A 16,140-nucleotide genomic window follows, 5' to 3' on the forward strand; every position below is an offset into this window, starting at 1 on the left:
CTAAAATAAATTAAATCGTTTATTTTAGACGTTAGTTTTTTTATAAAACTAGTTAACAATCAACAACTAAACCACCATATTTATAATGCAACAAAGCTCTATTTTGTTAAGAAACTTGCTAATTTTACTAGTGCTGTTTTGTACTTCACATACATATTCGCAATTAAGTAAAACGCATTATATTCCGCCACTAACAAGTGCTGCATTTGGAAATGCAAACCCTGAAGGGCAGTTCATTTACATTTCAACACCAACAAACTCTTTAGTACCATACACCATAATTCCTGTAGGGCAACCAACTACAAGTCATATTTCAGGAACCGTATCAAACGCTAATCCGCAAACAGTTAACATTGGCAATGGTTTAACACAACTGTTCGTGGCTTCAAACACCACAAGTACGGTATTTAATAATAAAGGCTATATCATTGAAGCTGAAGCACCAATTTATGTGTCTATTAGAATGAGCGCTGGTGGTGGCGCGCAAGCAGGTGCATTAGTTAGTAAAGGACTCTCTGCACCAGACACTACTTTTAGAATAGGAACATACACAAGCGCCAACCCGCAAGATAACTACCTAAGTTTTGCTTCTGTTATGGCTACTGAAGATGACACAAACGTTACTTTTGATGATCTTCCGGCAGGAATTATTATAAAAAACTACACAGGCACTTTACCTGTAAATATTAATTTAAATGAAGGTGAAAGTTATGTTTTAGCTATTAATGTTTTTGAAAATGGCCCTACTGCAAACAACCTAATGGACGGTTTAATTGGTTGCCTTGTAACTGCCGATAAACCTATTGTGGTTAATTGCGGTTCTACAAACGGAAGTTTTGATGCCGGAGGCGGACGTGATTATGGTATTGACCAAATTGCTGGTTTATCAAAAATTGGAAATGAGTACATATTTGTAAAAGGTGATGGTTTAAACGCTTATGAAAACGTTTTGGTTGTAGCGCATACCAACAACACATCTATAAGCATAAACGGTAATGCACCAATTGCCACAATTAATGCTGGCGAATATTATGTAATTGAAGGTAATAACTTTACCGCAAATGATAATTTATACGTAGAAACTTCAAACGATACCTTTATGTATCAAGGCATTGGCGCTTCTAATGAAGCTAACCAAGGCATGTTTTTTGTGCCGCCATTAAGCTGCGAAACAAGAGGTAACATTAACAATATTGCTAATATTGATGAAATTGGAAACATCAATTTTAGTGGTGGTGTATCAATAGTAACAAAAGCGGGCGCAACAGTTACGGTAAATAATTTACCGCTATCAAATTTTTCAACAATTGGTCCAAGTGCAGTTACCGGTAAGCCAGATTATGTTACCTATAAAGTAACAGGGTTAACAGGTAATGTATCTGTACAAGGAGATGATGAACTGTACGTTGCCTACTTTAATGTAAATGGCGCTGCCACTTCGGGCAGTTTTTATTCTGGTTTTCCAACAAACCCAGAAATTAATTTTGATGCCCAATTTGCAACGCTTGGCAATTGTATACCAAACATTACTTTAGAAGCTGCAAACACACAAAGTTTTGATAGTTTTGAATGGTGGTTTGATGATGGTTCTGGCTTTCAAATAGTATCATCTAACGTGCCAACAATTACACCAACAGTACCCGGAAAATACAAACTTATTGGTGAAATAACATGTACAGGTGATATTTTAGAGTCGGTTGAAGTACCTGTAAGTATTTGTCCTGATGATGTTGATAATGATGGCATTATTGACAATTTAGATGTTGATAATGATAACGATGGTATTGAAAACTGCGTAGAGTCTAGAGGTAATGTAACACTAAACATTCAAAACACCAACAATCCTATTTTAGTATTTCAAAACAATACAACAAACAACAGCATTGCCAATGGCACTTATACAAGCACAAGCAGCTCTGGCAATACCAACATGCTTATAGGTGATAACGCTGGTAATTTTACAAGCACCGTTGGTAATGCTGCCAATGCCGAAGGTAATTACACCCTAAATTTCACTGAACCTGTTAATGTTAAACTCACAGAATCTTCAATAACAAACACACCAACCGATGGTGAAATATTTATTGTAAGCATAGCACCAGCCAATAAAAATATAACCATTGTAGATCCGGACAATCGTCTTTTAATAGATTCAAATTTTGATGGCCTTTTTGAAACGGGCGTTACACAACTTTCGGGCTCTGAAATTCATTTCAGAATAAATCCTTCACCAAATGGCAATACACCTTTTCAATTTTTTGCCAATAGTGTTAACGGTTTTACTTTCAAACATCAACTTCAAAATATAAATACAGCCTCTACGTTTGCAGCAAATATTTCGCTTACTTGTTTTAAAAATGATAACGATAATGATGGCGTTATAGATGCTTTAGATTTAGATAGTGATAATGACGGAATTCCTGATATTATTGAACGCTCTGGCTCTATTGTAACACTATCTGGAAACGATGCTAATAATGACGGGCTTGATGATGTTTTTGACTTTTTTCCGGCTCCTATTGACACCGATAATGATGGTGTTATGGATTTTTACGATTTAGATAGTGATAACGATGGTATTTCAGATTTAATTGAAACAGGCCAATTAGGCACACTATCTGATACTAATTTAGATGGTGTTGAAGATGGTCCAACATACGGCATTAATGGTTGGGCAGATGCTGCCGAAACTTCACCCGATAGCAATACCATTGGTTATACTTTAGATGATTTTGATGCAGATACCATATTTTCATACATTGATGCCGATAGTGATGGTGATGGTTGTAGCGATGTTATTGAAGCTGGCTTTTCTGATGCTAATAACGACGATTTTTTAGGAGACGTTGCCGTAACTGTTAACACTAACGGATTGGTTACAAGCGCATCAGATGGTTATACATTACCAAATGCTGATTATTTAGACTTTGCTCCTATTACAATTGACAATCACTTATCGGCTGCTGTAATTTGTGAAAATTCAAACTTCACAATTCCATTAGTTTCTGCTGATGCCGAAACTATTCAATGGGAGTTCTCAACCGATAATGGTACCACTTGGAATGCCTTAGTTAACAACGCTACATTTTCTGGCGTAAGTACATTCAATTTAAATATTACCAATGCGCCCTTAACTATAAACAACTATATTTTTAGAGCGTTTTTAAACAGAACTGGTAATAGTTGTGGTATTTACACAACCGATATTACTATAACTGTAAGCCAACTTCCTGTGGCCAATACAGCCGCCAATATGCAATTGTGTGATGATGATAATAACGGTACTATGCCTTTTGATTTAACGTTGCAAAACAACAGTATTAACACAAACCCAAACTTTACAATTACATATCATGAAACGCAAGCAGATGCAGATAGTAATACAAACGCCATTTCAAGTCCGTTTGAAAGCGGAAACACTACTATTTATGCTCGTGTTGAAAACAATAGCAATGTAAATTGTTTTGCTACAAGCAGTTTTAATTTAGAAGTATATGAAAGTGCGTTTCCATCACTTAATGTTTCACCACTTCAAGAATGTGATGATACTTCTGTTGGCACAGATGCTGATGGCTTAAAAACCTTCGATTTAACACAAAAAGAAACCGAAATTTTAAATGGTCAAAGTGCAACAGATTTTACTGTAACCTATTTTATAGATGCCGGACATTTTGTTGAAATTACAAATCCTAACAGCTATAATAACATGACGCCCAATAGCCAAACCATTTTTGTTAGGGTTACCAACAATGCCAATATAGCATGCTTTACTGATACTACTTTTAATGTTGAAGTTTATGAGTTACCAAACGCAAACACACCAAACCCTTACACACAATGTGATGATGCTTCAAATGATGGTCAAGCGTTTTTCAATTTAACTTTAGAAAGTATTAAAAATGAAATAAACCCAAATCATGTAGTCGAAAATTTAACATTTTCATACTTCACAAATCAAACCGATGCGCAAAACGCAACAAACCCTATTACTACACCTGAAAGCTACCAAGATGCACCAGGATTTACACCTGAAACCGTTTGGATTAGAGTTGAAAACCCTAATGGTTGCTTCAGGGCAGTACCGCTAACATTAAATGTAAGTCCGTCTAGTGTAGCTTTAAGCACCTACAACCCTAATTCAATTTATCAATGTGATGATGGCGTTGATGATCGAGACGGTATTGCAACATTTGATTTTTCACAAATTAGAGACTATATCTCAAACACCATATTCTCAACATTTAACGTAACTGTTCATTTTTATGAATCACAACAAGATGCCGAATTAGAAATTAATGAAATTGCAGATATTTCTAACCACCAAAACACAATTTCACCCAACATGCAAACCATTTGGGTGCGTGTTAAAAGTAATTTAGGCAATAATTGCTTAGGTTTAGAAGAACTTACAAACCTTTTAATTGTTGAAACATTACCCGTGGCAAACCCTGTTGTTTTTAATAGAGCATGCGATTTTGATACCACAGATACTGTTATAAATCATCCATTTGACACCTCAAATCTTGAAGCAGAAATACTAAACGGACAAGACCCTGCCAGTGTAACCATATCTTATTTTGACGCCTCTGGAAATCCGTTACAGTACAGTGATGGCTCAACAGTAACCAGTCCAATTCAACCTTTCTTTTTAACCGAAACACAAACCATAACAGTTCGTGTAACAAACAACGCAACACAAGATCCTGATGGCGCTTGTTTTGATGAAACTACAATAGATTTTATTGTTGATGTACAACCCGTAATTGCAGACCCTATTGCACCAATTACCGTTTGTGATGGCTCTGCAGGCGATTTTGATTATGACGGGCTTTATGCTTTTGACACATCGGGTTTTGCCAGTGTTATTTTAGGCACTCAAACCAACATGAACATATTTTTTGATTATGAAGATGAAAACGGTGTTTTTATAACCAATAGTCCAACATTACCAAATCCATTAATTTCGGGTAGCCAAACTATTGCTGCTAGAGTTGTAAACCCTGTAAACACTAGCTGCTTTAGCGCTACAACTATACAACTTACTGTAAACCCATTACCAGACTTTTTAGTAGACTCTCCGCTTATTGTTTGTACTTCAAACCCTGCATTTACTGTTATTTTAGATCCTATTGAAGCCAACATAACTGAAACATTCACTTATGAATGGCGTTGGACCAGTTTAGACGGCACAATAAACAACCAATTATTGCCACAAACCACACCAACCATTGAGGTTTCAACTCCGGGAACTTACCATGTTACGCTAACAAAAACCGATGGTACAGGCTGTAGCAGAACTAGAGATATTTTTGTAAATGCCTCAGAATTAGCAACCATTACTAAAAGTGATGTTTCAATTATAGACTTTACAGAAAATAATAATAGCGTTACAATAAATACCTCAAATTTAGGCCAAGGTAATTATGAATTTGCTTTAGTTGAAACAGGTTCATCAATTTTAGTTTACCAAGATCAACCAGAATTTAATAATGTAAAACCTGGTTTTTATACCATTTATGTGAATGATAAAAATGGTTGCGGATATATAACTTTAGATATTTCGGTGCTTGGTTACATGAAATTTTTCACACCAAATAATGATGGTTTTAATGACGAGTGGAAAATTATTGGCGTTAATGACACCTTTCAAAGCAATAGTACTATTTTAATTTTTGATAGATACGGTAAACTTCTAAAACAAATTTCAACACTTGAGGAAGGTTGGGATGGCACCTCTAGAGGCAATATCTTACCAACCGATGATTATTGGTTTAAAGTATTTTTAGAAGATGGCAGAGTTTTTTCAGGTCATTTTACTTTAAAACGATAAGCACAGTTATTTTGCGTAATTTTGTATTATGCAGTTTAAAATTGAATCTGAATTTGCTCCAACAGGAGATCAGCCATCTGCCATTAAACAATTAAAAGATGGCATATTAAATAAAGATAAATACCAAACGCTTTTAGGTGTAACTGGTTCTGGTAAAACATTTACCGTTGCCAATGTTATACAAGAAGTGCAGCGCCCCACCCTAGTTTTGGCTCATAACAAAACTTTGGCAGCACAGTTATACTCTGAGTTTAAACAGTTTTTCCCAAACAATGCCGTTGAGTATTTTGTATCTTATTATGATTATTACCAACCAGAAGCTTACATACCGGTTTCGGGTGTATACATTGAAAAAGATCTTTCTATAAACGAAGAAATTGAAAAAATGCGATTAAGCACCACATCATCATTACTTTCGGGCAGGCGTGATGTTTTAGTGGTAGCATCAGTGTCATGTTTATACGGTATTGGTAACCCCATAGAATTTCAAAAAAATGTAATTTCAATAGAACGTGATCAAGAAATTTCTAGAACCAAACTATTGCACCGTTTAGTACAAAGTTTATACTCTAGAACCGAAAGCGATTTTAACCACGGAAATTTCAGAATAAAAGGTGATACTGTAGATATTTTTCCTAGTTACGCAGATAATGCGTTTAGAATACACTTTTTTGGTGATGAAATTGAAGAAATTGAAGCTTTTAACATACAAACAAATCAAGTTTTAGAAAAATATGACCGTTTAAATATTTATCCGGCAAATATGTTTGTAACATCACCTGAAGTACTTCAAAATGCCATAAAAGATATTCAGGATGATTTAGTAAAACAACACGATTATTTTAAAGAAATTGGCAAACACTTAGAAGCGAAACGCTTAAAAGAACGTACAGAGTTTGATTTAGAAATGATTCGTGAACTTGGGTATTGTTCTGGTATAGAAAACTACTCACGCTATCTTGATGGTCGTGCTCCCGGAACCCGTCCTTTCTGCTTATTAGACTATTTTCCTGATGATTATTTAATGGTTGTTGATGAAAGCCATGTAACCATTTCGCAAGTGCATGCCATGTATGGTGGCGATAGAAGCCGAAAAGAAAATTTAGTTGAATATGGTTTTAGGCTACCAGCTGCAATGGATAATCGTCCGTTAAAATTTGAAGAGTTTGAAGCGCTTCAAAATCAAGTTATCTACGTATCTGCAACACCCGCTGATTATGAGTTGCAAAAAACCGAAGGTATTTATGTAGAACAAGTTATAAGGCCAACCGGCTTATTAGACCCCATAATTGAAGTTAGGCCCAGCCTAAACCAAATTGATGACTTAATTGAAGAAATCCAGCAACGTGTTGAAAAAGATGAGCGTACATTGGTAACAACACTCACCAAACGTATGGCCGAAGAATTAACTAAATATTTAGAACGCATTCAAATTAGATGCCGTTACATACACAGTGATGTTGACACCTTAGAACGTGTAGAAATTATGCAAGATTTACGCAAAGGCCTATTTGATGTTTTAGTTGGTGTAAACCTTTTGCGTGAAGGTTTAGATTTACCTGAAGTTTCTTTAGTAGCCATTTTAGATGCTGATAAAGAAGGCTTTTTACGTTCAACAAGATCTTTAACCCAAACTGTTGGTAGAGCTGCTAGAAACATTAACGGTAAAGCTATTATGTATGCAGATAAAATTACCAATAGTATGCAAAAAACTATTGATGAAACTAATTACAGACGCGAAAAACAAATTGCTTACAATACAAAAAACAATGTAAAACCAAGAGCTTTAAATAAAAGTTTAGATAATGTGTTGGCTAAAAACTCTGTTAGCACTTATAAATATGAAATGGATGCGCTTAAAGCTGCAGAACCAGAAAGTGAATATTTAAGTAAGCCACAATTAGAGAAAAAAATAAAAGAAAAACGAAAACAAATGGAAGCGGCCGCCAAAGCTTTAGATTTTATTGTGGCTGCTAAACTACGCGATGAAATAAAAGCTTACCAAGAAAAACTAGAAAAGCTAAAAGTGTAACCTTTTAGCTTTTTTAAAAACCAATCTTTAGTTTTAAAATATAATTAAAATACTTAGCAGATTATTTAATTATACTGTGTTTTAAAAATATCTATTAATACATCTGGTGGTACAATTTTATTAGGAAAACTTTCCATTAAGTATAACACTTTTGATATAGACTCATGGCTTAAACCCATGCGTAAACCAAAATTATATAGTTTTATTACACCTTTTCTGGTTTCTTCACCTTCCTCCTGTTCTATATTCATTAGTAACACTAATCTGTGAAACTGTACAATGCGCTCACTATGTGATTTTAAATGCGTATAGTTTATTGGGTGTTCTATTAAATACTCAAAATCTTCTCTTGAAATATCTAATTGCTTAGCTACACCTAGTAAAAAATTATATTCTAATTCTTGTATATCCTTGTCATACTTTGCAAAAGCAATCATTTCGGAGAGCAGACTTAATTTTTCAACTCTATTTATCATTTTCTGTAGGGATTAATTAATTACAATATAAATTTAAGAATAAGAATAAAGTTGTTATCCAATTTATATTGTAGCTTATCGAAAAACAACATACTGTTAATCGTGTATTTTATAAGTTTCAACTAAACACCTAAACTACTCAACTACAAAATAAGCACTTAAACATAAACAAGCTTTAGTAACCACAATACTTTTTACATGCAACAAACAATTGAATACCAACACATTACAATAATTAACAATACCTTAAAACAGAAAATATTGTGTATTTAAAAAAAAGAACTCTACGGTATTCCCGTAAAACGTCAATTTAGAGACGCTTAAAATTAAAAATCGATGAAATGCATACATAAAAAAAGAGCAACTTATACAGTTGCTCTTTTTGTTATATTTTTAAAAAGTTTGTTGCTTATGCTAAAACTTCTTGTACTTTATCTGCAGCTTCTTGAAACTCTGTAGCACTTAAAACCGCTAAACCTGAGTTATCAATTAATTCTTTGGCAATATCTGCATTTGTTCCTTGTAAACGTACAATAATTGGTACTTCAATGTTACCCATATTTTTGTAAGCATCAATAACACCTTGTGCCACACGATCACAACGTACAATACCTCCAAAAATGTTTATTAAAATAGCTTTTACTGCAGGGTCTTTTAATATTATTTTAAACGCCGCTTCAACACGTGCAGCATCGGCAGTTCCACCAACATCTAAAAAGTTAGCAGGTTCTCCACCAGCTTGTTTAATTAAATCCATAGTTCCCATTGCTAAACCAGCACCGTTAACCATACACCCTACGTTACCATCTAAATCTACATAGTTTAAACCAACTTCTTTAGCTTCAACTTCTATTGGGTTTTCTTCACGTAAATCTCTTAAAGCTTCGTAGTCTTTATGGCGATATAGTGCGTTATCATCAATAGTTACTTTAGCATCAACCGCTAGAATTTTATCGTCGCTAGTTTTTAATACTGGATTTATTTCAAATAAAGAAGAATCAGATTTTACATAAGCTGTATAAAGAGCCATAACAAATTTGGTCATTTCTTTAAAAGCAGTACCGCTTAAACCTAAATTAAAGGCTATACGTCTTGCTTGAAATGGCAATAAACCAACAGCAGGATCAACTTCTTCAGTAAAAATTAAATGTGGTGTTTCTTCGGCAACTGTTTCAATATCCATTCCTCCTTCTGTAGAATACATAATCATGTTTCTACCGGTTCCTCTATTTAGTAAAACAGACATGTAATACTCTTCTGTTTCGCTTTCTCCTGGATAATAAACATCTTCAGCAACTAATACTTGGTGTACTTTTTTTCCTTCAGCAGATGTTTGTGGTGTAATTAGGTTCATGCCTATTATTTGGCCGGCTAATGCTTCAACTTCTTCTAAATTTTTAGCAAGTTTTACACCGCCACCTTTACCACGCCCGCCAGCATGCACTTGTGCTTTTATTACGTGCCAACTGGTTCCGGTTTCATCGGTTAATTGTTTTGCTGCAGTTACTGCTTCCTGAGCATTTTGGGCAACTATACCACGTTGGATACGTACGCCAAAACTGCTTAAAATCTCTTTGCCTTGATATTCGTGTAGATTCATAATTTGCTCAATGTTTTTAAGAAAAGCAAATGTAAATAATAGCTATAACTTACCCTAATATTTGATTACTAAAACGTATTTTATTTTTAACATGTTAAATAATTAACACAATGTTTAATTTTAATAATTTTTTAGTTATTTATTTTTTTTTCGGTTGAATAAAATATCTTTGGCAAAAATTTAGAATTATGACGGAAAATCAATTGCTTAAAATAGCGCAAGATTTTGGTAGCCCAGTGTATGTTTATGATGCTGAAAAAATTGAAAATCAGTACAAAAGGCTTACAAACGCATTTAAAAGTGTTAAAAGTTTAAAAATTAGTTATGCGGTAAAAGCACTGTCTAACATTTCTATTTTAAAACTTTTAAACAGCTTAGGTTCTGGCATTGATACCGTTTCTATACAAGAAGTAAAATTAGGTTTGGCTGCCGGTTTTAGCCCAGATCAAATTATTTACACACCAAATGGTGTTTCTTTAGATGAAATTGAAGCTGCGGCAAAACTTGGTGTAAAAATTAATATTGATAACCTTTCAATATTAGAACAATTTGGTACTAAATACCCTAAAACACCGGTTTGTATTCGTATAAATCCTCATGTTATGGCTGGTGGAAATAGCAACATTTCTGTAGGTCATATAGATTCTAAATTCGGAATTTCAATTCACCAAATACCACATATTTTACGTATAGTTGAAAATACTAAAATGACTATTAACGGTATTCACATGCATACCGGTAGTGATATTTTAGATATTGAAGTATTTTTATACGCTAGCGAAATTTTATTTGAAACTGCCAAACAATTTAAAAATTTAGATTTTATTGATTTTGGCTCTGGCTTTAAAGTACCCTATAAAGCAGGTGATATTGAAACTAATATTGAAGAATTAGGTAAAAAATTAAGCGCAAGGTTTAATGACTTTTGTAAAGAATATGGTAAAGATTTAACCTTAGCTTTTGAACCTGGTAAGTTTTTAGTTAGTGAAGCCGGAAGCTTTTTAGTAAAAGTTAACGCAGTTAAGCAAACAACCTCAACAGTTTTTGCACAAATAGATTCTGGTTTAAACCACTTAATTCGCCCAATGTTTTACGGTTCGCACCATGATATTGTAAATATTTCTAACCCTAACGGAAAAGAACGTTTTTACACTGTTGTTGGTTACATTTGTGAAACCGATACCTTTGGTAGCAACCGCCGTATCAATGAAATTAATGAAGGTGATGTACTTTGTTTTAAAAATGCAGGTGCTTACTGTTTTTCTATGGCAAGCAACTACAACTCAAGGTTAAGACCAGCCGAAGTTTTATGGTACAATAACAAAGCACATTTAATTAGAAAAAGAGAAACGTTTGAAGATATTACGCGAAATCAAATTGAAGTAGATTTTGCGCCAAAAAATAAAAAAGAATTGGTTAAATAAATCATGTTTAAATCTTAGTTAAAAATTGCTCAACATTTGTTGGGCATTTTTTATTTATAAAACACTATATTTCAATAGATAAATTAATTATATGGAAAAACTAAAGACATATAGAATTGAATCTATAGATATTTTAAGAGGACTTGTAATGGTTTTAATGGCCTTAGACCATGTTAGAGATTATTTTCATTATGGCTCTTTTTTTTCCGACCCTACAAATTTAGAAACCACAACGCCCTTTCTGTTTTTCACCAGGTTTATAACCCATTATTGCGCACCCGTTTTTATTTTTTTAGCTGGAACTTCGGCTTTTTTGTACGGACAAAAAAAAACCAAAAATCAATTGTTTAAATTTTTAATTACACGTGGTTTTTGGCTTATTTTTCTAGCTGTTTTTGTAAATAATTTTCTTTGGAAATTTGATGTTACTTATGGTTTTATAATTCTACAAGTAATTTGGGCTATTGGTTTATGCATGATTTTATTATCTGTAACAGTGTATTTACCTATTAAATACATATTGGCCATAGGTGCTATTTTGGTTATTGGGCATAATGCCTTAGATAGCATTACCACAGAAGGCAGTAGTTTTAAGTCTATTGTTTGGTACATTTTGCACCAACAGCAATTTTTATTAATTGGAAACAGGTTTTACGCCTTTGCATATCCTATAATTCCGTGGTTTGGGTTAATAAGTTTGGGCTATTGTTTTGGTACGTTATACAAAACGAATATTAACCCAAAACTTAGAAAAAAATATTTAGTAATTATTGGATTTTCGGCAATTATAGCATTCTTCATATTACGCGGATTAAACGTTTATGGAGATTTAACACCATGGACCACGCAAAACACTACAGCCAAAACAATAATGTCGTTTTTCAAAGTCACTAAATATCCGCCATCATTAGCCTATTTACTTATTACAATGGGTCCAGCTATTTTATTTTTATACGCTATTGAAAACATAAAAAACAAAATAACTAATTTTCTGTTAGTATTTGGCCGTGTACCGCTATTTTATTACTTCTTACACGTTTTATTAATTCACGTGTTGGCTATTTTAGGTATCATTATTTTTGGCGGAAATTGGCAGAACATGATTTTAACTAAAGATGTTTTTATGAATGCTAAATTAGCTAACTATGGCTACTCATTATTTGTGGTTTACTTGGTTTGGGTTGCCGTAATTGTACTGCTTTATTTTCCAAGTAAAAAATACATGATTTACAAAGCTAATAACAAACAAAAATGGTGGTTAAGTTATTTATAATTACTCTCTAACTTTACCGCTAAAAACGCTTACTTTAGAATTAAACGGATTTCCAGAAGCTCTGCGCAACATAACTACTTGTCCACAATGCCATAAAGCATCTGCAACTGGGCCATTAATAATATTCCAAAAAGGCACTGAAGTTTCTTCAAACTTAAACGGTTCTTTAGCATTTTTAAACACATCAGATACTATTTTTAAATTGTGCAGTGTTTGTTTTCGTAATGCTTCAAAATCTGAAGTAATTTCAGTTTCATCTTTATTATCTTCTAAAACACTATTTCTTACAAATTTTGAAAGTCCGTATAAATGAACAATTGTTTCCTGTGCTGTACGTCCGCTTTCACTTGGTTTATAAGCTAAATCTTCAGGTGTTAAACCTTCGGTAGCCCAATAATACCTAAAACCTAAACCATCAATCATTCGCGCTACTAATAAATTATCATTGTAAGTTTCAGGATACTCATCTATTTCATAAAACGGTAATTTTTGTGTTTCGCTTTGCGAAAAACCCGTTGTACCAATAAAAAAAAGCGCTATTAAAAACAGTAATATATGTTTATTCATTTTGTAATTGTTGTTTGTAATATTCAATATTGTTTTTAACATCATCACCAATTTCGGGTTCTTTAATATCGGTATAAGTTTTTAAGGTATCTAATAACGTTTGCGCTACTATTAGTCTTGCTGTTGGTTTATCATCGGCAGGAATTGTGTACCATGGCGCATGTGGTTTTGATGTTTTGTTAATTGCGGTTTCATAACACTCTTGGTAGTGGTCCCATAGTTTACGTTCTTCCAAATCTCCGGGTGAGAACTTCCAATTTTTTTCGGGTTTATTTAAACGCCTTAACAACCGGTGTTTTTGTTCACTTTTTGATAGGTGTAAAAAGAATTTAAAAATAATAGTACCATTTTGCGCTATGTGTTTTTCAAAATCATTTATCTGTTGAAAGCGGGTATCCCAAAAATTTTCATCAATATCATCAACACTATTAATATGCGGTATATTTTCACCTAAAATATATTCTGGGTGCACTTTTGTAACCAACACATTTTCATAATGCGTACGGTTAAAAACCCCAAATTTACCTCTAGCAGGTAAGGCAATGTAATGGCGCCACAAATAATCATGTTTAAGCTCTAAACTAGTGGGCGTTTTAAAACTGTGTACCACTACGCCACGAGCATTAAAATCTTTAAAAACTTCGCGTATTAAGCTATCTTTTCCGGCGGTATCCATACCTTGCAAACACACTAAAACGGCATATTTACCATGCGCATAAAGTGTATCTTGTAATTTACCTAATTTTTTTCTAACCTTTCTAAGTTCTTTTTCTGCATCATCAATTACTACTTTAGTTGGTCTATTTTTTAATGTAACGTTTGAAGTTACCTTGTATGCTTCCATAAATTAACGTTTAAATTCTTTATAAATATAGTAAAACCATAATTTCGATGAAATGCAAGCGCATTAAATATGTTTTTGATATTTTTGAAACACCTACAATTACTAATTAACCCCAAATTGAAGATGAAAAAAACTACCTTTTTTCTATTAAGCTTTTTTGCTTTTAATATACTGATAGCGCAAGATTACTGTGCCGAAGCCGACTCTAATTTAATTTATGCGTATTCAAATGTGAAAGATTCTTATGAGTCTAACAACATAGACCATTTAAAATATTATGCCGATAGATCATTAAAATCTTTTATAAAAGCCCAAACAAACCTAAAAAATTGTGGTTGTGAAAGTGCTTATAATTTAGCTATTGATGCTGCAGATTTACTTGAAAAGGTTGAAAACCAAGAAACTTTTGAAGATGGCCGCTTTTTTGTAAAAAGAGCCAAGGAAATTGCACAAAATAGCATTACGGCTTTAAACCAATTTACAGCTAATAATTATGTTGAAGAAACTACCGCAGTTACTACAAACAGTAATGCTACAGGTGCTATTGATGATTTACAAGCTGAACAACAACGTTTAGAGCAACAACGTTTGACTTTAAAACAAAAAGAAGCCGAAATAACTAAGCAATTAGAGGCTCAAAAAGCAAAAGCTGCCACATTAGAAAAAGAAGCGCTTATTAACAAATACCATAAGGCACTTACTGTTAATATTGAAACTTACAACAACCTTTTAAAAGCTTTTGGCAGTAATACTTCACTTAGTATTAATAGTGTAAATAACGCAGAATTACTACAAAAAAACACCGAAGATATTAAGGCCTATTTTATTGAAAACACTAAAAAAGTAACACAGAATTATTTGGCCGAATTAAACGATATTTAAAAAAACATCATCCTATAAAAATTATAGGATGATGTTTAAATAATTATTTATTTAGCAGCAAAAAGCTTTACATCTTCTTCGCTTACTTGACTGCCACCAAGAATTATTAAACGCTCAATAACGTTACGTAATTCACGTATATTACCCGTCCAGTCATAATCTTGTAGTAATTTAATAGCCTTATCTGAAAATGTTTTTTTAGCAGTACCTTGCTCGCCTGCAATTTTATCTGTAAAGTGGTTTATTAACAACGGAATATCATCACGTCTATCATTTAAAGCAGGCACTTTAATTAAAATAACGGCTAACCTGTGGTATAAATCTTCACGAAATTTACCATCGGCAATTTCCTTTTTTAAATCTTTATTGGTAGCTGCAATAACACGCACATTCACCTTAATATCTTTATCACTACCAACGCGCTGTATTTTATTTTCTTGTAATGCTCTAAGTACTTTTGCTTGAGCCGATAGGCTCATATCGCCTATTTCATCTAAAAAAATAGTACCTCCATTTGCTGCTTCAAACTTACCAGCTCTGTCTTTATTTGCACTAGTAAAAGCGCCTTTAACATGACCAAACAACTCACTTTCAATAAGTTCACTTGGTATTGCTGCGCAATTTACTTCTATCATGTTAGCTTTGGCTCTATCACTTTTTTCGTGTAACCAATGCGCCACAATTTCTTTACCTGTTCCGTTGGGACCTGTAATTAAAACGCGCGCATCAGTTGGTGCTACTTTTTCTATAATTTCTTTAATTTGAGAAATTGCAGCACTTTCACCAACCATTTCGTATTTTTTGCTAACTTTTTTCTTTAGAATTTTATTTTCAACAACAAGTTCTTTTCTATCTAAAGCATTGCGTACAGTATTTAATAATCTGTTTAAATCAGGCGGTTTCGAAATATAATCAAAAGCTCCTAAACGCATGGTATTTACAGCGGTATCTAAATCGCCATGACCAGAAATCATAACCATAGGAATTTCCGGTTTTATTTTTTTTACGGCTTCTAATACTTCAACACCATCCATTTTAGGCATTTTAATATCACAAAGTATTAAATCATAATCGTCATTTTTTACTTTTTCAATACCTACTAAACCGTCTTCGGCCTCTTCAACCGTATAAGTATCGCTTTCTTCAGATAGTATTTTAACTAATACTCGCCTAATAGCGGCTTCGTCTTCAATTATTAATATTTTTGGCATA

General features: G+C 33.3%; 10 protein-coding genes. 5 read left to right on the plus strand and 5 right to left on the minus strand.

Annotated elements, in window-relative coordinates; genetic code table 11:
- Window positions 1-85 precede the first annotated feature (85 nt).
- Window positions 86-5,830 carry a T9SS type B sorting domain-containing protein gene (locus tag ACXAG4_RS01080; protein ID WP_475294226.1) on the plus strand — a complete coding sequence of 1,915 codons (5,745 nt, stop codon included), beginning with the start codon at window positions 86-88 and terminating at the stop codon, window positions 5,828-5,830.
- A 28-nt stretch (window positions 5,831-5,858) separates the two neighbouring features.
- On the plus strand, window positions 5,859-7,862 hold the full coding sequence (gene uvrB, locus ACXAG4_RS01085; protein WP_475294227.1) for an excinuclease ABC subunit UvrB: 2,004 nt from the start codon (window positions 5,859-5,861) through the stop codon (window positions 7,860-7,862).
- Window positions 7,863-7,927: 65 nt separating this feature from the next.
- On the opposite strand, the gene ACXAG4_RS01090 is transcribed toward uvrB, so the two are convergent.
- Together ACXAG4_RS01090 and sucC are read right to left on the minus strand one after the other, a co-directional pair.
- Window positions 7,928-8,338 carry a TerB family tellurite resistance protein gene (locus tag ACXAG4_RS01090; protein ID WP_475294228.1) on the minus strand — a complete coding sequence of 137 codons (411 nt, stop codon included), beginning with the start codon at window positions 8,336-8,338 and terminating at the stop codon, window positions 7,928-7,930.
- A gap of 409 nt (window positions 8,339-8,747) precedes the next feature.
- Complete coding sequence (gene sucC, locus ACXAG4_RS01095; protein WP_475294229.1) at window positions 8,748-9,938, minus strand: ADP-forming succinate--CoA ligase subunit beta; 1,191 nt, start codon at window positions 9,936-9,938, stop codon at window positions 8,748-8,750.
- Window positions 9,939-10,126: 188 nt separating this feature from the next.
- On the opposite strand from sucC, the gene lysA reads away from it, so the two are divergent.
- The gene (lysA, locus tag ACXAG4_RS01100; protein WP_475294230.1) at window positions 10,127-11,362 is read left to right on the plus strand and encodes a diaminopimelate decarboxylase; all 1,236 of its coding nucleotides are present in this window, start codon (window positions 10,127-10,129) and stop codon (window positions 11,360-11,362) included.
- Window positions 11,363-11,453: 91 nt separating this feature from the next.
- Window positions 11,454-12,635 (plus strand): acetyltransferase domain-containing protein, encoded by a 1,182-nt coding sequence (locus ACXAG4_RS01105; RefSeq protein WP_475294231.1) that lies wholly within the window; start codon window positions 11,454-11,456, stop codon window positions 12,633-12,635.
- Here the strand turns inward: ACXAG4_RS01105 and ACXAG4_RS01110 are convergent, their stop codons facing one another.
- Both ACXAG4_RS01110 and ACXAG4_RS01115 read right to left on the minus strand, forming a co-directional pair.
- Window positions 12,636-13,202, minus strand: coding sequence for a hypothetical protein (locus tag ACXAG4_RS01110; protein WP_475294232.1), 567 nt, complete (start codon window positions 13,200-13,202; stop codon window positions 12,636-12,638).
- Window positions 13,195-14,046, minus strand: coding sequence for a PPK2 family polyphosphate kinase (locus ACXAG4_RS01115; RefSeq protein WP_475294233.1), 852 nt, complete (start codon window positions 14,044-14,046; stop codon window positions 13,195-13,197). The genes ACXAG4_RS01110 and ACXAG4_RS01115 overlap by 8 nt, the downstream gene beginning before the upstream one ends.
- Window positions 14,047-14,169: 123 nt before the next feature.
- On the opposite strand from ACXAG4_RS01115, the gene ACXAG4_RS01120 reads away from it, so the two are divergent.
- Window positions 14,170-14,928: a hypothetical protein gene (locus ACXAG4_RS01120; protein ID WP_475294234.1), complete on the plus strand. Its 759-nt coding sequence runs from the start codon at window positions 14,170-14,172 to the stop codon at window positions 14,926-14,928.
- A gap of 47 nt (window positions 14,929-14,975) precedes the next feature.
- Here the strand turns inward: ACXAG4_RS01120 and ACXAG4_RS01125 are convergent, their stop codons facing one another.
- Window positions 14,976-16,139, minus strand: a complete 1,164-nt coding sequence (locus tag ACXAG4_RS01125) for a sigma-54-dependent transcriptional regulator (RefSeq protein WP_475294235.1) — start codon at window positions 16,137-16,139, stop codon at window positions 14,976-14,978.
- Window position 16,140 lies beyond the last annotated feature (1 nt).

The organism is Seonamhaeicola sp. ABD4_175, assembly GCF_056160885.1.